This window comes from Pirellulales bacterium (assembly GCA_019694455.1).
Taxonomy (GTDB): Bacteria; Planctomycetota; Planctomycetia; order Pirellulales; family JAEUIK01; genus JAIBBY01.
On the sequence record JAIBBY010000035.1, the window covers coordinates 1 to 23053 of the forward strand.

17 protein-coding genes are annotated in these 23053 nt (G+C 64.2%); 9 read left to right on the forward strand and 8 right to left on the reverse strand.

The features are described 5' to 3' along the window. The coding region (locus K1X71_14280; protein MBX7074309.1) for a hypothetical protein at positions 1 to 1667 on the reverse strand (1667 nt) is incomplete at its 3' end. Between the two features lie 114 nt (positions 1668 to 1781). Here K1X71_14280 and K1X71_14285 point away from each other — a divergent pair. Then, positions 1782 to 2546 (forward strand): YdjY domain-containing protein, encoded by a 765-nt coding sequence (locus tag K1X71_14285; protein MBX7074310.1) that lies wholly within the window; start codon positions 1782 to 1784, stop codon positions 2544 to 2546. A gap of 125 nt (positions 2547 to 2671) precedes the next feature. Here the strand turns inward: K1X71_14285 and K1X71_14290 are convergent, their stop codons facing one another. Beyond that, positions 2672 to 3874, reverse strand: a complete 1203-nt coding sequence (locus tag K1X71_14290; GenBank protein MBX7074311.1) for a DUF1559 domain-containing protein — start codon at positions 3872 to 3874, stop codon at positions 2672 to 2674. Between the two features lie 338 nt (positions 3875 to 4212). On the opposite strand from K1X71_14290, the gene K1X71_14295 reads away from it, so the two are divergent. From K1X71_14295 to K1X71_14315, 5 genes are all read left to right on the forward strand, one after another. Then, entirely contained in the window at positions 4213 to 7497 is a 3285-nt protein-coding gene (locus K1X71_14295) for an exodeoxyribonuclease V subunit gamma (protein ID MBX7074312.1), read from the forward strand. Next, positions 7473 to 10940, forward strand: coding sequence for a UvrD-helicase domain-containing protein (locus K1X71_14300; protein MBX7074313.1), 3468 nt, complete (start codon positions 7473 to 7475; stop codon positions 10938 to 10940). The genes K1X71_14295 and K1X71_14300 overlap by 25 nt, the downstream gene beginning before the upstream one ends. A 73-nt stretch (positions 10941 to 11013) precedes the next feature. Further along, positions 11014 to 12417 (forward strand): CCA tRNA nucleotidyltransferase, encoded by a 1404-nt coding sequence (locus tag K1X71_14305; protein MBX7074314.1) that lies wholly within the window; start codon positions 11014 to 11016, stop codon positions 12415 to 12417. A 50-nt stretch (positions 12418 to 12467) separates the two neighbouring features. Then, positions 12468 to 12977: a DUF4413 domain-containing protein gene (locus K1X71_14310; protein MBX7074315.1), complete on the forward strand. Its 510-nt coding sequence runs from the start codon at positions 12468 to 12470 to the stop codon at positions 12975 to 12977. Between the two features lie 58 nt (positions 12978 to 13035). Beyond that, positions 13036 to 13209, forward strand: a complete 174-nt coding sequence (locus K1X71_14315) for a hypothetical protein (GenBank protein MBX7074316.1) — start codon at positions 13036 to 13038, stop codon at positions 13207 to 13209. A gap of 9 nt (positions 13210 to 13218) precedes the next feature. Here K1X71_14315 and K1X71_14320 read toward each other — a convergent pair whose 3' ends face one another. From K1X71_14320 to K1X71_14345, 6 genes are all read right to left on the reverse strand, one after another. Then, positions 13219 to 14232 carry a hypothetical protein gene (locus K1X71_14320; protein ID MBX7074317.1) on the reverse strand — a complete coding sequence of 338 codons (1014 nt, stop codon included), beginning with the start codon at positions 14230 to 14232 and terminating at the stop codon, positions 13219 to 13221. Positions 14233 to 14263: 31 nt separating this feature from the next. After that, complete coding sequence (gene murB / locus K1X71_14325) at positions 14264 to 15142, reverse strand: UDP-N-acetylmuramate dehydrogenase (GenBank protein ID MBX7074318.1); 879 nt, start codon at positions 15140 to 15142, stop codon at positions 14264 to 14266. Then, a complete protein-coding gene (locus tag K1X71_14330) occupies positions 15099 to 16523 on the reverse strand; it encodes a hypothetical protein (GenBank protein ID MBX7074319.1) in 1425 nt (474 codons plus the stop codon). Before K1X71_14330 ends, murB begins: the two co-directional genes overlap by 44 nt. A gap of 146 nt (positions 16524 to 16669) precedes the next feature. Beyond that, positions 16670 to 17587, reverse strand: a complete 918-nt coding sequence (locus K1X71_14335; protein ID MBX7074320.1) for a haloalkane dehalogenase — start codon at positions 17585 to 17587, stop codon at positions 16670 to 16672. 15 nt (positions 17588 to 17602) lie between these two features. Then, a complete protein-coding gene (locus tag K1X71_14340) occupies positions 17603 to 18769 on the reverse strand; it encodes a DUF362 domain-containing protein (GenBank protein ID MBX7074321.1) in 1167 nt (388 codons plus the stop codon). Positions 18770 to 18833: 64 nt separating this feature from the next. After that, the gene (locus K1X71_14345; GenBank protein ID MBX7074322.1) at positions 18834 to 19757 is read right to left on the reverse strand and encodes a cytochrome c3 family protein; all 924 of its coding nucleotides are present in this window, start codon (positions 19755 to 19757) and stop codon (positions 18834 to 18836) included. A gap of 320 nt (positions 19758 to 20077) precedes the next feature. On the opposite strand from K1X71_14345, the gene K1X71_14350 reads away from it, so the two are divergent. From K1X71_14350 to K1X71_14360, 3 genes are all read left to right on the forward strand, one after another. After that, on the forward strand, positions 20078 to 21034 hold the full coding sequence (locus K1X71_14350; protein ID MBX7074323.1) for an alpha/beta hydrolase: 957 nt from the start codon (positions 20078 to 20080) through the stop codon (positions 21032 to 21034). Between the two features lie 66 nt (positions 21035 to 21100). Next, complete coding sequence (locus tag K1X71_14355) at positions 21101 to 22087, forward strand: alpha/beta hydrolase (GenBank protein MBX7074324.1); 987 nt, start codon at positions 21101 to 21103, stop codon at positions 22085 to 22087. A gap of 78 nt (positions 22088 to 22165) precedes the next feature. Then, a complete protein-coding gene (locus tag K1X71_14360; GenBank protein MBX7074325.1) occupies positions 22166 to 23050 on the forward strand; it encodes an SDR family NAD(P)-dependent oxidoreductase in 885 nt (294 codons plus the stop codon). Positions 23051 to 23053: the final 3 nt, after the last annotated feature.

The window sequence follows — 23053 nt, forward strand, 5'->3', positions numbered from 1 at the left end:
CGCACCCGAAAGCCCACCGCCTCGTCGCGCGCCAGCACCCGCCGATCCTCGGCAACTTCCAGTCGTCGCCAGGTCTGCGCCATCAATCGTTTGTGTTGCCGCAAGTCAATCCACAAGGGCGCCGCCACCCCGCGCGCTGTGGCGGATACGCTGTATTCCAGGTTTTCTCCCTTAGCGCAAAGGTCTCCGTCGCGCGTGTCGCCGCGCCACTCGCCCAGCGCCACCGGCAACACCATAGCGGTCGCCTTTGCCCCTTCCAATCGCACTTCGCGGTGTTCCACGTGCGGCTCAATCGCCACGCCGGCGGCAACAGGCAGCACCGATCGGTAGCGGATCGCTCCGCTGACTGGCGAAAACACCAGGTCGTTGAGCCACAAGAATTGGTCCTGCCGGGCCAGCAAGATTTGTCGCTGCGCGCGGTAGTTGCCCGCCAACTCGGCCTGTAGTTCCATGTACACCACATCTTCGTCGGAGGTCCAGCACACCGCTTCCCAGTCAGACACGGGCGTCGCCGGCGCTCCGTTGACCTGCGCCTCGAACTTCCAGACGCCGTCGAGCAACGTCTGCCTCGCCACCTTCAATTCGATCAACACATCCGACTGCGAATAGTCGACGGCCAGCACTGTGCTTTGGCGCTTCCAATCCACCCGCAGCACCGCGCAGTTTGCGGCGTCCGACTGGCTGGCCGCGTCGGGCAAACACTTCGCGTGCTTGCGGCTACCCGGTTGGCTCCAGCCAGCGATCAGCTTGCGCGATTTGCCACTGGCCGCCTCGTACAAAGCGCCCCGCAAAGAGGCCGGCCAGATGCCTTGATTGCTCCCGAGCAATTGCTTGCCTTCGCCGTCGAGCAAGCGCAGCGCTTGGCACGCCACGGCCTGATGCGAGGCCCGCATCTCCGCATCCCAACTGCCGTTCTTGACGCGGCCAGCCAGCCAGCGCGAACGGGACCAGGTGGCCAACAATCCGCGCAGGTGCGGCAACAAGCCGCCATGGGGTAGCCCCTCGGCGCTAGTCAACTCCGCAAAGCTCTGCCGCACGCAATCGCGCGCCCCGGCCGCCAACGCCCGGCATGCCTTCAATTCCGGAAACAAATACGCCAGCGTGGTTCGCAGTTCCCCGCGCAGCAGCAGGTGGCGCTCGCCATGCCGTTGCCAATCCGTCGGCTCGTCATCGTTGGTCAATTCAAAAATGCGCCCTAGCAAATCCCACCAACAGCCGGCGGTCAGCACACTGGCCAAGCGCGGTAGGGCATAGGCCCAGGACAACGCCTCAAGCGCCGGCTGCGCGCTGTGCGACAGCCAGGCCGGCGACGCCAACCAGGCGCTCGCGCTGTCTAGCACGCGACTTTGCCCTTTCTCGCTGAGTAGAGCGCTTTGGCGAGCACCGCATAGTTCCAGCGGCCGCAAAAAAGGAGAATCGTCCCCCTCTGCGTCGACCGACCAGCCAAGCCATTCCGCCAGCCGCGGATGCGCCAGATCGGGCGACCGCTCACCGCGCTTTTTCAAGTGTCGCGACCAAAGTTTCCAGCCCGGCGTGTCGTCGGTCCACTCGCCGGCGGCCACAATCGCCTGCGGGGTCGATTTGTGCCAAAGTTTGCGGCCGCGCAATTCGATCGGCAGATCGGCGAGCGGTCGCGATTCACAACGCAAGGCGCCAGGTGTAGCCATGGAGTTGAGTTGATCCAGAAGGAAATCCCCAGGGCGGCGCGCGTTGGCCGGCGCCGCGACAAGCCGGTATCTTATCAATATCGAGCTTGTGGCAAACAGGATGGAGCCCCGACGATGCGCGACAATCCAAAAACGCTGCGATCCGCGGCCCGACTCAGCCGCCGTCAATGGCTGTGGCTTGGCGGCTGTGGCCTCTTGGCGGGCGCCGCTCGAGCGCTGGCTGCCCCCGCCGATCCCTCTTCTAAACAGCCGCAAAGCAAACTTCGCCGGTTGGCGCCCGACTCCGAGGCCTGGCTCGACTTGCAGCATCAACGGGTTGTCTTGCGCGGCGAGGTCGTCTTTCGCGAAGGACCGTTGGAACTGTTGGCGTGTTGGAAAGGCACCAAGGAACACGAGGCGATCATCGCCTGCCCCGCCAAGGCCTACGTGGTGCATGCCGGTCTGATGGCGCTCGGCGCCGTGCCCGGCGCCCCGGTCGCCTTTCGCCCCAAGTACATTGCCGCCACCGGGCCCGAAGTCGATGTAACAATCTATTGGAAGGACGAAAAAGGAAATCAACAGCGGGCGCGCGGACAAGATTGGGTGCGCTCCGCCAAGACGGGCAAGCCGCTCGCCGAACCTTGGGTGTTTGGCGGCAGCGGATTTTGGAAAGACGAAACGACCGGCGAAGAGCACTACATGGCCGAAAGCGGCGACTTCATCTGCGTATCGAATTTCCCGAGCGCCATGCTCGACCTGCCGGTCGAAAGCTCACAATCGAACGAATCGCTGGCTTACGACTGCTTTACCGATCGCATCCCGCCCATTGGGACCAAGGTGACACTAACGCTGACTCCCAAGCTCAAGCCAGTTAGTGGCAAGGTCAGCCCGGGCAAGTGACGCGCTCAAGTTACTGAGCCAATCGCCTTGCGTTGGCAACCAAGCCGCGCATCTCAAAAAAACAGCCGCCGGCACGCGAGCGCCGGCGGCTGATCGGATCTGGATTGTCAACTGAGGCAGTTGGCTCAGCCGCCACCACCCAAGTTGGCGTCGGCCGGTTCCTTGCCCGATCGGGTCGACAACGCGTAGTAAACGTTCGCCGGCATCGTGTCGTTAAACGATTGCACGCTGCCGTCGGCCATCACATGGTTGACGACCCCCGGATGCTGGCTGCTGGGGCCCCACGACCAGGTGGCGGCGCCAAAGTTTCCCCAGCCAGTCAGATTGCCGCCCCCCATCTGCGCGAAGAAGACTTTGGGCTGCGTGGCGCCAGAGCGCGGATCCTTTTGGGCGCCGCCAAAGTTCAGGTTCGGCACCGGGGTCGGTGTCAGCGTCGTATTGATGACCGGATACGGGAAGGTGTTGGGCGCGATGTTGGCGCCGATCACCATCATCGGGTCCTGGCCATCGCAGTGCAGGGCCCACACGGCGCCCACGCTGCCATCGTACCACGACGAAAACCCTTGTTCGCGCGTTTCGGACACGGCAATCGTGTTGCTCAAGCCGTCCAGCACGTCGCGAAACTTCACCCCGCCCTGCCGTCCGGCGCCGGGGGGGGTCATCACGCCGTCCGGATTGAACGTCGAAGCGCCGCTGACCGTGCTGCCACCCAGCAACTTCATCTGCAAACTGGCGCCCATGCCCACATAATTGGAAATGGCCACCGAGTTCACATTGTCAAGCTGAGCGCCCGCCTGAGTACCACCGTACGCAAAGGCGTTCGAGGTGCGGTTCCCCTTGTACGAGGGGCATTGATAACCCGGAATCTGCTTGAGCCAGGCGTTGCCATTCCAAGGGGTCGTCTTGATGTTCACGCCCGACGGCGGCCAAGTCAGATTGCGGAAATTGATCTGCCGATAGATCGCCTCCTGCTCCATTTGTGGCAGGATCAGCGCCATCCAGCTATAGGTGTGGCCGCTGGCCGTCATCTGCTTGCGGCCATTAAAGGTGGGATAGGCGGCGACCAAGTCGCGCTTCCCGCTCTGGCTGGCCTGTGGTCCCGTCAGCCAATCGGTCGAAGAGGGGGGCAGGCTGCCATAGGTGTTGGCGTAGTTGTGCAGCGCCAGACCGATCTGCTTGAGGTTGTTCTTGCAGTTGTTGCGGCGGGCCGCCTCGCGCGCGGCCTGCACCGCGGGCAGCAACAGCGCGATCAAGATGCCGATGATCGCAATCACCACCAGCAACTCGACCAGCGTAAAGCCGCGCCTTTCCTTGCTGTGACTGATCATGAAAGACTCCTCGGAATGAGAAAAATAAGAAAGAAATGAGACACAAGCACGACGCCGATCGACGCCGCGGTTATCTCCAGGCGAGTAGAAACCTCTTCGTACGCAGGTGTGCAGACCACCGGGCTGTTCCGAACCCTTGATCTGATTTCGGAGTTTAATATTCGCGTAACTCCCTTGTCAAATGATTATTTGCGCCGCGGCGCCTTTTTTCCATCCCTGCCTTGCCTGCCGGTCGCAAGTGTGGCTAAATCAGGCGTCTAGTCCGCCAATTCACAATGTCTGGGCTCTGCTTTTCGGCTAGAGGGCAGATCGCGGTTTTCACGGAGGCGCCCCGTCCCATGGCTGCTCGGGTTGTTGTGGTCGCTGGACCCGCCGCCAGCGGAAAGACGCGTCAACTGCTCCAGGCCCATCGTGCGGCCCTGGCTAGCCGGCAGCCGGGCGTGGCGCTGTGGCTGGCTCCAACGGCCCGCGGCGCCGGCGCAATTCGCCAGCAGATCATTTCGCCGGACCTGCCGGCTTGCTTCAGCCCCGGCGTCTCCACCTTTGAGCAATTCGCCGAGTCGGTGGTGCGATTCGCCGCCACTCCGGTTCGCCCACTGACTCCCTTGTTAAAGCGGCGCCTGCTCGAGTCGATTGTCTCGGCCGCCGCCGAGCAAGGAGAGTTGCGCTACTTCGCCGCCATCGCCGACATGCCCGGCTTCATCGACCAACTGGACCAGTTCATCGCCGACCTGAAGCGGCAAGAAGTCTGGCCCGATGACTTTGCCAAGGCGTGCCGCGGCAAGCGCATGCGCGACAAGGATCGCGAGTTGGCCGCCATCTATGTCGCCTATCAGGAGCGTCTGCGCGATCATCAGCTTTATGACGCGCAGGGCCGTTTTTGGACCGCGCGCGAGTTGCTCCACGGCGGCCAACGCCGCCCCTACGATCGCTTGCGCCGAGTCACCGCCGACGGCTTCACCGATTTCACCCGCACCCAGCGCGAGATTCTTGACCTGCTCACACAGTGGATCGACGAGCTGTGGATCAGCTTGCCGCTGGAAGGCGAGTTGCGCCGCGCCGATTGCTTTCGCAAGTCGCACGACACGCTCGACCACTTGCGGACGCTCTTCCCCCAGCTTGAGGTCGTGTGGACCGAGCGCCGCGCCGAGCCTCTGCCGGCTGCTTTGCGCCGCCTCGAAGAACAGATTTTTCTTCCTCCCGCCGCGCAGTCGTCCATTGAACCTGGATCAGAAGTGGTTATCACCGCCGCCGCATCCGAAGTGCGCGAATTGGAATGCGTGGCGCGCGACGTCAAGCGATTGCTCTTGGGAGACGGCCAGCAGCCCCCCGTAGCGCCTGGCGATATCGCCGTGGTCTTTCGCCAGTTGCCGCCGGTGGCCGATCTGGCGCGTGAAATCTTCACGCGGATCGGAGTGCCGGTGGCCATCGACGCCCGTGAAACGCTCAATCGCTCCCCGGCCGTGCGCGCGCTACTGGGTCTGCTCCGGCTCGATTCGCAGGATTGGCCCTATCGACAAGTCATCGCGGCGCTGGGCAGTAGCTACTACCAATTGGCTAGCGACGAGCCCGCCAGCGACCGCTTGCTGGCCGACGTCGAATGGCTGATTCACGATCTGCAAGTTCTCTCCGGCCGCGCGGAATTGCTCGATCGCGTCGGTCGCCAGGCGCAGCGCGACATCGATGAGCTTCCGCCCCCCAGCGGCGACAATCCCGAAAGCGGCGCCCGCGTGCGGCGGCGCATTCTGACCGCGCGCCGCTGCGCCCCGGCGCTGATCGAACTGGCGCGGCGCATCGACGCCCTGCCGGCCGACGCCACCCCCAGCCAGTGGGCGAAAGCGCTCAACCACTTCGCCCGCGACATCGGTATGGACGCCAAGCTGCAAGACGCCGACGGGGCGCGCGACCGCGCGGCCTTGCGGCGGCTGTGCGAGGCGCTCGAAGACGAAGATCGCCTGGCGAACCAATTGGGGCAGGCCCCCCCTCGATTCGATCGCGCCGAACTGATCGATTGGCTGACCGAAACGGCCAGCCGCGAAGAAATTCCGCTTTCGATCGACGACACCGGCCGCGTGCGGGTGCTCGGCGCCGCCGCCGCCCGCGCGGTGCGAGTGCGTCATCTCTTCCTGGCCGGCATGTCGGAAGAGAGCTATCCGCATCGGCGCAGCTCTGGCATTTGCCAAGACGCCGACATCGATCGTTTGCGCGACGCCAAGATCCGCCTGCAAACCGCCGCCGAGTTCGACGACGAAGAGATGCTGCTCTTCTACGAGTTGGTCACCCGCGCCGACGAGTCGTTGCACTTGTCCTACGCGGCGCTCGACGATCGCGCGCGGCCGCTGCTGCCCAGTCCCTATCTGGACGAAGTCTCCCGACTGGTCGGGGCCGCCGCTCGGCGCGACGCCACCGATCCACGCCCGGTCTACGACCTCGATCAGCCCCCCTTGTGCGTGGCCGACGCGCGGTGCGCCTCAGTCCATCGACTGGTGGAAGATGGCGACGACCAATTGCTCGCCTCGGTTCTGCAAAGCGGCGCCGAATCGGGGATGGCCGCTGGGCTGGTTGCGGTGCAAAACCGCCGCGGGCGTGACTATGGTCCCTTTGAGGGCCTGTTCGACAGCGTTGCGATCGCGCGGCGCTTGGCGAGCCAGTTCGACGAGTCGCGCGTCTGGAGCGCCAGCCAGCTAGAGCAATACGCCACTTGCCCGTTTCAGTTCCTGCTGGATCGTGTCCTCAAACTGGAGCCTTTGCCCCCCCTCGGCATCGAAGTCGACTTGGCCCAGCGCGGCTTGTGGCTGCACGCTGCGTTGGCGCGGTTGCACTCCCGGCTGAACCAGGAGCACAACGGACCCTATCAGCCCACAGAGGCCGATGAAGAACGCATTGCCGAATACCTCCGCGATGCACTGCGCGACATCGCCGCCGCGGCCGATTATGGCGCCGAACTGGAAAAAGGCCTCCGCGACATCACCCTCGGCACGTTGCTCCGCTGGGCAGAACGTTATCCGCGGCAATGCATCGACTTGAAGTCATTCGGCATCGGCGACCAACCGGCGCCGGCCCACTTTGAAGTGTCGTTTGGCTTGGCGAAAAAGAGCGACGACCCCGCTTCGACCACCGAGCCGCTCATCTTGCGCCACGATGGTCAGTCGCTCAGCATCTCCGGGCGCATCGACCGCGTTGATCTGGGAGAGCACGCTGGCGTCCCAGTGTTCCGCATCATCGACTACAAGTCGGGCAATCCCCCCACCGCAAAAGATCACGCGGCCGTCGACGGCACGACATTGCAACTCGATCTGTACACGCTCGCCGCGCGGCAGATCTTTCCCGCGGCCCTCCCTGGCTCAATGGGTTATTGGCAGGTCAAGGGCAAGGGTTACCAGCAGATCGCCGAACTGGTCACGATCGAAGACGGCGACCTCGTGATCGATCCCGGTTGGATCGAGCAGATGGAACAGCTCACCCAAAAGTTGTTTGAGCTTGTGGCCGGGATCCGCAAAGGTCAATTTCCGGTCCACAGTCTGAACGACAAATGCACTTCGTACTGCGACTACCGCACGGTATGTCGCGTCGGTCAAACGCGCGCATTGGAAAAAGCATGGCCACCGACGCCCAAACCATAAATCCCACCCCCCAGCAGGTCGCCGCGATCGAAACACGCCATGTTTCGATCGGCCTTTCGGCCGGCGCCGGTTGCGGCAAGACCGCGGTTCTCACGCGGCGATTGTTGTCGCATCTGGGGCCAGACGGCGTCGACCTGCCGAACTTGATCGCCATCACCTTCACCGATCCTGCCGCGCGCGAAATGCGCGACCGCCTGCGCAAAGAGGTGACGCGCCGCCTGCGCGAGGCGACTACCCCAGCAGAATGCGACTACTGGCTGAAACTGCAGCGCCGCTTGCACACCGCGCGGATCAGCACCATCCACTCGTTCTGCGGCAACCTGCTCCGGGCGCATGCGCCCGAGGCGGGGCTCGATCCTAACTTCGTCATGTTCGACGAAGTGCAATCGCGCAGCCTGCTGGCCACCGCCGCCGAGACCGTGATCGAAGCTCGCCTGCGCGCGGACGACGCGGAGTTTCGCGATCTGGCCGTGCAGTTCGGACTCGTCGGACTGCGCCAAAAGGCGCAGGCGATGATCCGCGGACGCGGCCGCACCAGCATCGATCGGTTCATTCAATTTACGCCAGAGCAATTGGTCGCCTGCTGGGAAGACTATTTCAATCGGCACGGCCGCGCCGCCGTGATCCGTTCCCTGTTCCAATTGCCTTGTGCGCAGACGGCGCGGCGTATCCTGGCGCAGCAGACGCCAGACCACCAAGTCATGGCCCAGCGCTGCGCGATCCTCTTGAGCACGTTCGACCAACTGGCCCAGGGTCAGCTATCCGCCGATGCGCTCGACCTCATCGAAGAGAACGCGAAGGTGCAAGGCGGCGGGGGCGCCAAGGTCTGGTCTTCTCCCGAGGTGTACGAGTCGATCAAGAAAGCGTTCACGGAGCTTCGCAAATGGGTAAACGAAAACTGGAAACATTTTGCGTGGCATTCTCCCGCGGCGCTGCCGGCCGCTAAAAGCGGCCTGGCGGTGCTCCGCCTGGCCCAACAGGTCAAAGCCGAGTACGAGGCCCGCAAGGCGGAGGCGGGCGCCCTCGATTTCGATGATCTGCTCATTCACGCCTGGCGCTTGCTCCGCGACGACAACAGCGGCGAACTGCGCAAGCAACAAGCCGAGCGAACCCACCTCTTGTTGATCGACGAGTTTCAAGACACCGATCAAATGCAGGTCGAAATCGCCAAGGCGCTCTGCGACAACGAGTTTCAACTCGGCATGTTGTTCATCGTCGGCGACGCCAAGCAGTCGATCTATCGTTTTCGCGGCGCCGAGCCCGAGGTGTTTCGTCAACTGCGCGACGAACTACCCGCGGAAGGGCAGTTGCCGCTGACAGAGAACTTTCGCAGTCAGCCGGCCATCATCGACTTCGTCAACGCCCTGTTCGACCACGAGATCCAGCACTACGAGGCCTTGAGCGCCAAGCGCGAGCAGGTGGTTCAAGGACCGACGATCGAGTTCTTGTGGTCGCTCGCCGAGGATCCCAATGAGCCAGTCGCTGTTTCACGCCCGCGCGAGGCCGATTGCGTCGCGCGCCGCATCGCGGAACTGGTCGCGGAGCAGGCGCCGATTGTCGTCGGCAAGGACGCCAGCGGCGCGCCCTTGGCGCGCCCGGTTCGCTATGGCGACGTCGCCATGCTCTTTCGCGCCCTCCCCGATGTTCGCTATTACGAAGAGGCCCTACAGCGCCATGGCGTTCCGTATTACCTGGTCGGCGGACACGCCTTCTACTCTCAGCAAGAGGTCTTCGATCTCTTGAACGCGCTGCGCGCCATCGCCCATCCCGCCGACGAAGTGAGCCTGGCGGGCGCGTTGCGCAGTCCGTTCTTCGGCCTCAGCGACGAGGGACTCTACTGGCTGGCTCAGCCTCCCGCGGGCCTGAGCGCGAATTTGTTCGCGGCCGAACTCCCGCCAGAACTTAGCGCGGCCGACCGCCAGGTTGCGACCCGCGCCCGCGATCTGTTGCGCGAATTGCGCCAGCGCAAAGATCGCGACAGCATCGCCGGTCTCATCGCCGAGTTGCTCGACCAAACCGCCTACGACGCCGTGTTGCTCGGCGAGTTCCTTGGTCAGCGCAAGCTCGCCAATCTGCACAAGCTGATCGACATGGCCCGCCAGTTCGATGCCGCCGGCGTGCTGACCCTGTCGGACTACATCGCCGAAATCGCCGATTGCGTTGGCGACCCTCCCAAAGAAGCGCTGGCCGCCACGCAAGCCGAAAATAGCGACGTGGTTCGCCTGATGACGATTCATCAGGCCAAGGGTCTGGAGTTTCCGGTGGTTGTCGTTCCAGACCTCGCCCGCAAAGAGCCTCCTTCGCAGCCGCCGGCCATCTTGGATCGCGAGCTAGGACCCCTGGTCAAACTCGACGCGTTAGACCCCGACCGAGACGCCAACTGCGGCATCGATCTGTATCAACAGCGAGAGCGGCCGGCCGACGAGGAAGAATCGACGCGTCTCTTCTATGTGGCCACCACGCGCGCCGCCGATTACCTGATTCTCTCCGCCGGCCTCAAGAACCTGGACGAACAAAAGACGCATTGGATGAGGTTGCTGCAAGACCGGTTCAATCTCGTAAATGGCGATTATTGCGGCGCCGGAGCGGGGCCGATCCCACAGATTCGCGTCACTCAATCGCCACCCGATGCGAAAGGCGAGCACGCGCGGTCGCATCCGCCCAATTTCATTCAAGCCATCGCCGACGCGCGCGCGAAGCGCGGACGGCCACTGGCTGGCGTCGATCCCATCGCTCCCGATTTGTCCGCGCGGCGCCGGTTTTCCTTTTCGCAGATTTCCGGTTTGCTCCTGCCGCTGGAAGCGACCGAGTCCGAGGAAACCGATGCGCCTGAGGCCGGCGCTGATTCGCCCGAAGAGACCCGGCCGTGGAACGTCGATCCTCGCCGCTTTGGCACGATGGTCCATGCCGTGCTGGCCGAGTTCGACGCCGTGGCGCCGCTCGATGTGGCGGCCCGCGCTCGCCACCATGCCGAAATGCTGCGCGGCGCTGCGGCCGACGCCGACGAAGCGGCGCGACTCATCGAGCGCTTCTTGGACACCCCCCGCGCCCAGGCCATGCGCCAAGCGCGGCAAGTCTTCACCGAGCTGGAGTTTCTCTTGAGCTGGCCTCCGGCCGACGCCGGCGCTGGCGGGCCGCTGTTGCACGGTTTCATCGACTGTCTGTACCAGGACGATGCCGGCCGCTGGCATCTGCTCGACTACAAAACCAACCGGGTCGCTGCCGGCCAAGTGAAGACGGCCGCCGCCGCATACGAGTTGCAGATGCTGGTCTATGGAATCGCCGCCGAGCAGATTCTCGGCGAACCTCCGGCCAGCCTCGCGCTTCATTTCCTGTATCCCAATCGCGAACGAGAATTTTCCTTGGACGACGCCAGCCGCCAGCGAGCGCGGCAGTGGATCGACCAGGCCATGGCGACCATGCGTCAGCCGGCCTTGGCCTGACCGGCGCTTGGGAGCGGGTCGCGTTGCTCGTAAGATGGCTCCGGCCCTCGTTCAGCGCGCGCGAACCTTTGCAATGCAGTCCAACGACCTCACCCAGCCCGATCCCGCCAAGCAGCGCGAGTTCGCCACGCGCGTCGTCGAGCGTTTGCGCCAAGCCGGGCACATCGCCTATTGGGCCGGCGGTTGTGTGCGCGACCAGGTGTTGGGGCGCGTCCCCAAGGATTACGACGTCGCCACCAGCGCGCAGCCCGAGGCGGTGCGGCAACTCTTTGGGCCGCGCCGCACCTACGCCATCGGCGCCGCGTTCGGAGTGATTACCGTCGTCGGTTCCCCCGGCGCCGGGCAGGTCGAGGTCGCCACCTTCCGCCGCGATGTGGAGTATCGCGATGGCCGTCGCCCCGAGGCGGTGGTCTTCTCCGAACCGCGCGAGGACGCGCTGCGCCGCGACTTCACCATCAACGGCCTGTTCTACGACCCCGCGACCGGCGAGGTGATCGACTTTGTGGGCGGACAAGCCGACCTCGCGGCGCGCGTCGTGCGCGCCATTGGCGACCCGCGCGAGCGCTTTGCCGAGGACAAGCTGCGCATGCTGCGCGCCGTCCGTTTTGCCGCGACCTTCGATTTCGCCCTCGATCCCGCGGCGCTAACGGCCGTGCGCGACATGGCCCGCCAGATCGAAGTGGTCAGCGCCGAGCGCGTGGCCCACGAGATGCGCCTGATGCTGATCTCGCCCGGTCGCGTTCGCGCTCTGGAGCTGCTGGCCGAGAGCGGCCTGCAGGAGATGGTGCTGCCCGAGGTGGCGGCGATGCGTGGTATTCCGCAGCACAAACCGCTCTATCCGCAGCACGATCTCTGGGATCACACGCTCTTGGTGCTCGGCCTGCTCCGCGAGCCGACTTTCGAGCTGGCGCTGGCCGCGCTCTTGCACGACGCTGGCAAGCCGCGCGCCATGGCGAAATCTCGCGGCAAGCTCACGTTTTACGAACACGAAACCATCGGCGCGACGATCGCCGCCAGGCTTTGCCAGCGCTGGCGGCTTTCCACGCGCGAGCGGCAACAAGTCACTTGGCTGGTGCGCCATCACCAATATCTGAGCTGCGCCCGGCAGATGCGCTGGGCCAAGCTGCAGCGCACGCTCACCCACGCAGGCGCTTCCGAACTGCTCGACCTGCACGAGGCCGACGCGCTCGCCTCGACGGGCGACATCGCAGACGTCGAGTATTGCCGGCACTTGCTCCAAATGCCGCTCGCAGATTTCAACCCGCCGGCGCTCGTCACCGGGCACGATCTGATCCGACATGGGCTTTCGCCCGGCAAGCAGTTCCAGCGTCTGCTCGACCTGGTCCGCGACGCCCAGTTGGAAAAGCGGATTCGCAGCAAGCGCGACGCCTTGGCGCTGGTCGATGAGTTGCTGCGGGACGGTCTTCCGCCAACCGACGAAGCGCCCCCGGTGGACAAACTGGACCATGGCGCCTAGATTCAACGCGCGGCGATTAGCGCTTTAGTCCATCATTCGAGGAGTCCATCGTGGAGTTGATTCTGCCGATCCTGTTTCGCTGGATGCACATCCTGGCCGCGATCACCGCCGTGGGGGGCACGATCTTCATGCGCCGGGTGCTGCTCCCCACCGTGTCCGAGCTGCCGGCCGACACTCAACAAAAGGTGCACGACGGCGTCCGCGCTCACTGGGCGATTCCGGTGCACGCGTCGATTGGCTTTTTGCTACTCAGCGGATTGTTCAACTTTGTTGGCGCATTGCAGCATCATAAGGGCGACGGCGCCTATCACGGGTTTTTTGGCGTGAAGTTCTTGTTGGCGCTGGCCGTCTTTTTCATCGCCACCATGTTGGTGGGGCGCAGTCCGGCGGCCGAGCGCTTTCGTCAAAACCGCAAGTTCTGGCTCACGCTCAATATGTGGCTGGCCATCGCCGTGGTCTGCGTCTCGGGCGTGCTGCGTAACCTGCCAGAGAAAAACAAGCCCGCCGAAACCGCGCCCCCCGTTGTTGCGCCCCCTGCTGCCGAAGCGCCCGCCAGTTGATTCGCTGGCCAATTGTTTGCCCCGATCGGCAACCCACCTTGCGACAGGATCTCGCCGGATGGACAAGAAAGCGAAAAAACGCTGGGACGTGCTGACGCAAAAGCTTCAGAAGCTGCGTCAGCAGGTGGCCGGAGCGCGCAAGCAGAATGACGACCCGCAAGAACTGGCGCAGCTAGAGAAAGAAGTCGCCGCCACCGAAGCCGAGTTGGCCCGCATCAAGGCCGAGGGCTGACCAGCGACCTTACTTGGTCTTGGTCGCGGCGCTCTTCTTCGCCGTCCGCGGCGCCACGCTCACGCCCGTCTCGTAACGAATATCCAAATCGATCGCGGGGCTGGGGTTCGCCGATTCGGTCCCCCCTTGCGACAAGTGTTTGTGCAGCCGGCTCACTTTTTCCGTCGCCGACACTTCGTCGCCAAACGTGCTGGATGGCCGCTGCCCCCACACAATGCGCGTGCCATCGCGCGCAATGATGTCGTAGCTGTAGTCGTCGCTGGAGCCCCCCGACTGCGGCTGCTCGGAGGGCGCGATGCGGTGCAGTTTCAGGCGTTCCCAGTCGTTGGCTAGCGCCGCGGCGATCTCGGCGCCTCCCGCCACCCGCGCGTCTCCCCAGGCCGTGCCGACCGGTCCCAGCGGCAGCGTATGAATGTCCGATAGCCGCGGATAGCGCCGCGCCTGCGCGCGAGAAAAGTCAGCCGTCGGCAGCAGCACGCTCCCCGCGTCGACCGGATACAGCCCGCCGTGCCGCGCCGGACGCGCGTCGCCAGGAGCGAAGTTGGGGTCTTCCTCGTCGGGCAACTCATCCATCGCCAGCGGAACTTCCACCATGCACACTGGGCGGCGATAAATCACTTCGGCCCGCACGCGCGCCGGAAATTGCTTCTCCACGCGCACGACCTTGGCGATCCAAGGATGCACCGCCAGCGCCTGATACACGCGCTCGGGCAATCCCTCGTCGAGCACCGACACCGGTCCCCCCGCCGTCAATTGCCGCAGCACCTCATCGGCGATGTTGGTATGAATCCAACTCGGCAGCGGCGTCAGCTCCAAAGCGTCGCTCGTCAATTGATATTCCGTCCGCGCGGCGACGCGCGGGCCAACCTGCCGCCACAGCAGCGCCGTACCGCCGACCATCGCCGCCAGGCAGAGCGCCGGCAACGTGACGTAACGCAGCGGCCGGCTAAACAGCGGGCGGATCAAGGATGACAACCCGCCGGTCGCCTTCGGCTTGGGGGGCGGTTGTTTCGGGGGCTTCATGCGTTCAACCTTCCTTGGCTGAAATGCGTCGCTACCAGACTTCGATTTCCTGTTCGAGCTCCACGCCCAATCGCTCGGCGACCCGCGCGCGAATCAGGTCGATCAGCCGCAGCACGTCGTTGCTGCTGGCCCCTGGCTCGGCCACGATGAAGTTCGCGTGCCGGCCACTCACCTCAGCGCCGCCGACTTTGGCGCCTTTAAGCCCCGCTTGCTCGATCAACTCCCCCGCGCTCATGCCACGCGGACTCTTGAAGATGCAGCCCGAGTTCTGATGCCCTAGCGGCTGCTGCGCCTTCTTCACGATCCATTGCCGCTGCATGCGCTTGGTCAACTCGGTGGGATCGTCTGGCTCCAGTTCAAATCGCGCCGAGACAATGGCCAGTTCGTCCAGGCTGCTCTGCCGATAGGCGAACACCATGTCTTCGCGCTCGCGGGTGATCAGTTCGCCGGTGCGGGTCATCACCACCGCCTGCGAAGCCCATTGACCGATATCGCCGCCGCGGCTGCCCGCATTTCCATGCAGCGCGCCGCCGACCGTGCCCGGAATGCCCACCAACGTCTCCATGCCCCCCAGTCCTTCGCGCACTGCGACCGATATCACATGCCCCAGCTTGGCGCCGCTGCCCGCGGTCACCTGCCGACCGCTGGCGTGGATCGCGCTAAAGTCCCCCGCCGAGAGTCGAATGACGACCCCCGCAACCCCTTCGCTGCGCACCAACACATTCGAGCCGCCGCCGAGCATTCGCAACGGCAGGTTTTCCTCGCTGCAATGGCGCGCCAGCGCCTGCAACTCGTCCAGGTTACGCGGCTCGGCAAAATACTCGGCCGCTCCCCCCAGGCCCAGCCAGGTGTGCGGCGCCAACGGTTCAGCCTGGCGCAAGATCTCTTCGAAGCCGCTTAGCAAGGGCATGAGCAATGTTTCCTATGTCTCCCGCGCCGATCAGCGCCACCACGTCGCCCCCCACCGCTTCGCGCGCCAGCCGATCCACCAGTCCCAGCGGGCAAGGCTCGGCCACGGCGGCCGCATATGTGGGCAATCGCCGTACCAAGGCGTCGGTCGCCGCCAGGCGCTCGTCCGCGTCGCCACCGCCTGTGGCATCGGTCACCAGCACTCTGTCGGCATTGTGCAGGCTTGCGGCAAAGGCGTCCAGTCGGCTCATCATCGCCGCGGCGGAATCTGGCTCGAACACGCACCACAGCCGACGCCCCGGCAGCATTTCTCGAATCGTCGCCAGCGCCGCAGCGATCGACGCCGGATCTTGGGCATCGTCGCGCACCATGGCCACACCGCCAGACTCCGCGACAAGGTGCGCTCGATTCCGCAATCCCGCGTGCCGACTGGCGGCGGCCAGCATCGTTGCCGGTTCGATCTTGAGTTCGCCCGCCACGGCCAAGGCGGCTAGCGCGGCTTGCGCTTGATGCCGGCCAGCAACTCGCAATCGGCACTCTCCCAGCGGCTGATCGTGTCCCACGAGCGTAAACGAATAGCAGCCGCGCTCCCCGCGCAAGTTTTCCGCTCGCCACTGGCCACCAGCGCCAAACGTCGTCGTGCGGCATTGCGCCGCCTCCGCCGCCTGCAGCGCGGCCGGGCATTCGGCGTTGACCGCCAGCAGTCCCTCCGGCGCCACGCTGCGCGCTAGTCGCAGCGCGCCCGCGTAATCGTCGGCGTCCAACAGCGCCGCGGCCTGGGGTCTGGCCGTGCAGGTCTGCGCCAGTGGCGCCTCGACCACCAGCAAGGGCCCCGCGCCGTAGCGACCGCCGCTTTGCCAATCGAGCGGCGTGGCGCGCAGCAGCACGCAAGGATCGCGCTCGGCCTCGACCAAGATGTTTGCCAATATCGCCGCCGCTGCGCTCGCCGGGCGGCCGCTGGCGACGACGATCCCCGCGCGATCGTGCAGCAGTTGACTCACAAACTGCGAGTGGCTCAGCGTGGGCGCTCCGCGCTGCGCGGCGGCGCGCCGCATGCCATTGTCCCGCGATACGTCGTCGGCGTAGATCACACAATCGGCGCTGTGCGGCAAATGACGCGCCGAGTGACCGGCCACGATCCGCAGCCGCGCGCTGCGCAAATACTGCGCTCGATACAGGCTGGCGTCGGAGCCCGTCAAGCGCCAACCAAGTCCCGCAAGCACCACCGCCAGCGACTGCATCTCGGGCCGGCACGCCCCAATCAGATGTGCCTGCCCAATGTCGCCAAGCGGCAAGCGCTTGGGCGCTGCCCGTTGGTGTGGTCCGGCTAGGCGCACGTGCGCGCCGTCGATTCGTCGCAGGGTGCTCGTCGCGGGTGTCACTGTCTTGCCCTTTGCTGATTGGCCGCTGTGCTGCACTAGCCCGCCGTTCTCAGGCAGCTAGGGCTGGGGAGCATAGGCCAGCAAGGCAAAAAACGTCAATCGACGCTGGGCGGTTTGGGTGGTCTGCGAAAAGATGCGGCTTGCGCCTACCCGCGCGTGCGCTCCAGAAACGCCAGAATTTGCTCGGCGATTTCCTCCCCCTTGTCCTCTTGGAGGAAGTGACTGCCGCCGGCGATCTCGATCTCTGGTTGTTCCACTGCCGACGGGATCAACTTGCGGAAAAAGCGATCCCCCCCGCGCGTGATTGGGTCGCCATCGGAGAACATCACCAAGGCGGGCTTTCGCCACTCGGCCAGTCGCCGCCGCGCCGCGCGCATCGACTCCGATGCCGGGTCGTCGGGCGTCACGGGCACCAGCAACGGAAATTGCGCCGCCCCCGCCTTGTAGCTTGCGTCCGGAAACGGCGCCTCGTAAGCGGCGATAATGCGCGGGTCGAGCGCGTCCCCGCCCACCAAGGTCCGCAGCATGATGAAGCCAACTGGCAAGTCGTCGATGCTGGCGGCAAAGTCGCGCCAACGTTTGAAGCCCTCGCTCATCGGCTCGTCGCCCGTTGGCAAGCCGGTGTTCATGATGACCAGTCGGGCAAATCGCTCGTCCATCTCGGCCGCCAGCCGCAGACCGATCAATCCCCCCCAATCCTGGCAGACCAGCGTGATGTCGCGCAGATCGAGCGCCTCGACAAAGCCCGCCATCAGGTCGCGGTGCATTTGAAACGTGTACGCCGCGCGCTCGGCCGGCTTGTCGGAACGGCCAAAGCCAATCATATCGGGCGCCACCACGCGATGCCGGCGCGACAGCGCGGGGATCATCTTGCGATACAAAAACGACCAGGTTGGCTCGCCATGCAGGCAAAGAATCGTTGCGGCTGAGCCAGCGGCGCCCTCGTCCGCCGGCCCTTCGTCGACATAGTGCATCCGCAGGCCGCGCACCTCGACGTAACGCGGCGCGTATGGAAAATCGGGCAGGTCGGCAAACCGCTCGTCCGGCGTGCGCAGTACCGTCATCGCGCGGCGCCTTGCTTAGATAAGCATCTCGCGGATGCTGGCGATATCGTCGTCCAGGCCGTGATGCTTGAGGTTCAACTTGTCCAATCCATCGATCCCCAGGCCAATGGCGATCGCGTGCTGGATGAACGGCGCCTCCCACACGCTATGGCGCTGCAGGCGATACTCGGTGCCGTAATGTTTGAGCACCGCCACGCCGGTGGCGTCCGCGGCGATACGGTCGCGACTGGCAACGATCAACTTGGGGTCGACCGTGTCGCCGCTCGACGGACCGCCAAACACAAAGCTGCGCGTGCCGTCCAAGATGTTCATCGCAGGCGTGATGCCCAGGTTCAACTCCGCGACCCGATTCACCAGCGGCTTCACCTCCTCCACGTCCTTGCGTCGTCCTTCGGGGCCGCGCCGCCGCCGGCTGCCCGAGCGCTTCTGATCCATCAAGTCGTTGCCGCCGGCAAACGAATTGTGAAACTCGCGCCGCGCGCGGTGATGGCTCATGCCGACAAACGCCTTCATCGACATGGTGAACCACGCCTGAAAGTGCGTCTTGATCACCGGCACGTTGATCACGTGATCCACCGCGAACAACAACTCCGCCAGCTCAAACCCATCCGGCCAGTGCGTGGCCTTTTCGGGCTTGATGCGGCGCCAGTGCTGTGTGTCGCGCGGCAACCCCAATAGTTCAAACTCCGCCGCGCAGTCTTCCAAACCCACCGCCACCACCGGCGCCTTCACATCCGAAATCGCCTGGTTCACCGCGTCCACATGTCCCACGCGCTTCATCACGTCGATGGTCTTGGGCGTGCTGGTGTCGAAGATCGGAGAAAAGCTGCGGTCGGCCACAATGATCCGCTTGGGCCCCTTTTCGGCCACCAGCTTGATCACCGCGTAGAGCGTCTCCGGATTGGTTGTGGTGGGGTTCGGCGCGGCGCCGGTCACATTCGGCTTGATGAGGATCGTCTGATCCGGCTTGATGAAGTCCATGCCGCCCGCCAGTTCCACCGCTTTGCGAGTGGCGTCTTCCATGCTCGACGCGCGCGCGATGCCGACATCGGCCTTGCCCGATCCAGTCGCCGCCTCGCCGGCGTACAAGGTTGGCAGGGCGATGCGGTTCGACAGTCCCGCGGCGAACCCGGCGGCGCCCGCCTGGCGCAAGAATCGGCGTCGATTGCAAGGGTGGATCATGACTTCCTCCTGAGATGCGACGGTCGCAGCCGCCGAAACCTGGTGCGCGGAGATGTTATTCAATCTAAGATCGACCGGCCGCCCCTTTCAACCAATTTTGCAACTCTTTTTGCACGGCGTCGGTCCGCTCGCATAGCCCCTTGGCCTCAGCGGCCGTTATTTCCTTCGATTGGTGCATCACTTGCATCGTGTCGTGACGCAACGCATCGACTTTGGGCTGCAACTCTTTCGGCACGCGCTCGGTCGTTTGTCCCAGCTTTTCTTCCCGAATTTGCTGAATCGTTTGCCAAAGCCGGTCGTTGGCATGCACCACCGAGGCAAGCTGCGGGAATTCGCCATTCAGGTCGCGATGACAGTCTTCACATACCTGCGCCAGCGTGAAATCCCCCGGCGGGTTCCCCACGTCGTGATTGCCGTGGCAATCGATGCACATCGGGTACCGGGTGTTGATACGCTGCGAAAAATCCCAGTGATGTGGGCCGCCGGCCAGCATGTCGGCCTGCTCTTGATGGCACTCCGCGCACTTGGCCAGGTGCGCGCTGAGCTTGGTGCCGATAAAGCCAAACTCCTGTTCGTGCGCCTCCACGTTGTCCTTGGTGTTGCCGCCGTGGCAATCCACGCAAGAAAGCTCGTTGAGGTCATGCACGCTATGGGCAAAGTCGACCACCGCCGTCGTCAACTCGCGCCCCGCCGTCAGGTGGCAGCGCGCGCAGTTCGAGGCGACTTGCGGCAGCGGATGATCCTTGGGCCAGTTGGCCGGCCGCTCCAGCGGAATGCTCGGATCGACCGGAATCGCGCGCTTGGCCGCGTCTTCCGCCTCTTTGGCTTTTCGCTTTCGCTCCCGCAAGCTGCTCCGCCGCTCGGGCTTGGCCTGGCCGGCCGCCGGTTTCTCAGTTGGCTCGTCGGCATGCAGCCAGTAGTCGGCCATCCCCAACGAACAAATCGCCATCAGCACATAACCGAACCACGCGCGCCGCATATGCCGCATCGCGATATCCTCAAAGCCGCTGATTAAGAGAAGAAGCAAGACGAGCGCCGCGCCGCGTCATTCCACACCGCTGCGCGAACCGAACACCTACATTGTCGATTGCTAGTCGAGTGGGGACAGCCTGCTCGCCCCCTGTCGCCACAGCCCGAAAATGCGCCCGTCAGACTAGGAGCGAGCCGGCGCAAAGTCAAGCGCGCTCGCTGCTTGACGCCTGCTGCCAGCGCCGTTAGTCTCGCCTGTTCATCGCGCGTCAAATCAAATTCGGTCGCCCCGGCAGGCGGTTCTCCTTGCCGCGGGCGCTCAGCTTGGGAGTATCGGTCATGCGCTTCATGTTTCGCACTTTGCTGTGCGCGCTCGTCCTTGCTACTGCGGTCATCGGAGTCGCCACCATGTCGCACGCCGCCGATCAGACGCCGGCCGAAATCGAACCCACCGATCTCGGCGAACATGGATTCGCAGATTCGGACGGTGTGAAGATCCACTACGTCACCGCCGGCCAGGGGCCGCTGGTCGTGCTCATCCACGGCTTCCCCGACTATTGGTACTCGTGGCGCGAGCAGATGCCCGCGCTGGCCAAACACTTTCAAGTCGTGGCCGTCGACATGCGCGGCTACAACCAAAGCGACAAGCCGGCCGGGGTGGAAAATTACGCCGTCGACAAATTGGTGGGCGACATCGCCGCGGTCGTCAAACACTTCGAGCGCGACAAGGCGGTGATCGTCGGACACGATTGGGGTGGCATGGTCGCCTGGAGTTTCGCCATGCAGAAGCCCGATATGACCGAGCGGCTCATCATCTTGAACCTGCCGCACCCCAAGGGGCTGATGCGCGAACTGAAGAACAATCCCGAGCAGCAAAAGAACAGCCAATACGCGCGCAACTTCCAAAAGGCCGACGCCGCCAAGCAAGTGGCGCCCGCCATGCTTACCTTTTGGGTGAAGGACAAGGAAGCCCGCAAGAAGTATGTCGAGGCCTTCAAGCGGTCCGATATCGAGGCGATGCTCAACTACTACAAGGCCAATTATCCCAAGGAGCCCTACTCCGATCTGCCGGAGCAGGAGTTGCCCAAAATCAAATGCCCGGTCCTCATGTTCCACGGCCTCAAAGACAAGGCGCTACTCCCCGGCGCGCTAGACGGCACTTGGAATTGGATCGACAACGAACTGACCCTGATCACCATTCCCGAGGCCGATCACTTTGTGCAGCAGGACGCCGCCGAGAAGGTGACCAAGAACATGGTCCGCTGGCTCACCGAGTGCGAGCCGGTCAAGGAGTAGTCTGCCCGCCGTCGTCACTCGCCGACCACATTGGCCAACCCTCAACTCAAGCTGGAGATATTCCACATGAACCGCCGCACACTACTTCTCGTCGCGCTGGCCTTGTCGCTGGCGCCGGCGCGCCTCTGGGCCGACGAGGACAAACCCGCCGAAGCCGCCGCGCCCCTCTATACGCAACAGCAAAACGTCGTCTACTACGACAGTGACGATGGCGTGGCCCTGGTGATGGACATCTTCACCCCCACCGGCAAGAAGAACGGCCTCGGCGTGGTCGATGTCGTCAGCGGCAGTTGGTCGGCAGCGCGCGGCCGGCTCGAAGATCACAAAAAGGCCCGCATCTTCGACATCATCTGCGGCCGCGGTTACACCGTCTTCGCCATCCGGCCGGGCAGCATCAGCAAGTACACCGCCAAGGAGATGCTCGCCAACCTCAAGACCGGCATCCGCTGGGTGAAGGCCCACGCCGGCGATTACGACATCGACCCCAACAAGCTCACCATCTGCGGCGCGTCGGCCGGCGGCCATTTGGCGTCGCTCGCTATCGTCACCGCGGAAGACGCCGAGAAGAAGCCGAAGAACGAACTGGAAAAGTTCGACACTCGCCTGGCTGCGGCCGTGATCTTCTTCCCCCCCACCGACTTTCTGAATTGGGGTGGCGTCGAACTCAAGGAAGGCGAAACTAGCCCCGTCATGATGCTGATGGGCAAGCTGGTCTTTAACGACGGCACCAAGGGGCACTCAATCAAAGACATCAACAAACAACTCGAAAAGATCTCCCCCGCCCGCATGGTCACCGGCAAAGAGCCGCCGTGCCTCTTGATCCATGGCGACGCCGACCCCATCGTGCCGCTACAGCAGTCCGAGGCGCTGGTCGAAGCGCTCAAGGCCAAGAACGTGCCGGTCGAGTTGATTATCAAGCCCGGGGGCGGGCATCCCTGGCCCACCATCTATGAAGAAGTGGCCATCGCCGCCGATTGGATCGACAAGCGGATGAAGGGCGACACCAAACCCACGGAAACCAAAGCCGCCGCCGAACAGGCTTCGGCCAAGTAGCAACGCCTCGCGGCGACGCGCATCGGCCAGCGCATGCGCCCCGCGCGTCGCCGCCCAACGCAGGATCGGAGTCCACAGATGCCTGAGCGCCGCAACGCCGTCATCACCGGAGCCGCCAGCGGACTGGGGCGCGCCCTCGCGCTGCGCCTGGCCCGCGAAGGCTGGCACATCGCCATCTGCGATATCAACGACGCCGCCAGCGAAGAGACGTTGCGGCTGGTCAAAAGCGCAGGCGGCTCAGGGCAGGTGGAGCATCTCGATGTCACCGACGCAGCGGCCTGGCAGCGCCTCCGCGAGAAGCTCGGCCGCGAGTGGCCGCAAATCGACCTATTGGCCAACAACGCCGGCGTGGCGGGCGGCGGCAACATGGGAGAATACCCTCTCGAAGATTGGGATTGGATCATCAAGATCAATCTCTACAACGGCATCTACGGTTGCCATTACTTCGTGGATTGGCTCAAGCAAAACCCCCGCGGCAGCCACATCATCAACACCGCCTCCATGGCGGCCATCGCCAGCGCGCCTGGCATGGCGGCCTACAATGTCACCAAGGCGGGCATGCTCGCCCTCTCAGAGACTCTGTACGCCGAACTCATGCCGCACAACGTCGGCGTGACGGTCCTCTGCCCCTCGTTCTTCGCCACCAACCTGCTGACCACCGGCCGCTTCGCCAAGGACGATTGGCGCAAACTCGCGCAAAAGGCCTTCGACATTTCCAAGTTCACCGCCGACGATGTGGCGGCGCAAGCGATTAGCGCCATGCATGCCAAACGGCTATATGTGCTGGTGCCGTTCGACTCCAAGTTTCGCTGGTGGTTCAAACGGCTCATGCCGACCGTTTTTCTCAAGCAGGTCGCCAAGATGTTCAGTCGCGCCGGCAAGAGCATCGCGCAGGGCGAGCCCGCTTCCGCGCCGCGGCCTGCCGCCGAGCGACAGCAAGAAGTCGCCGGCAGCCCTCACTAAGCT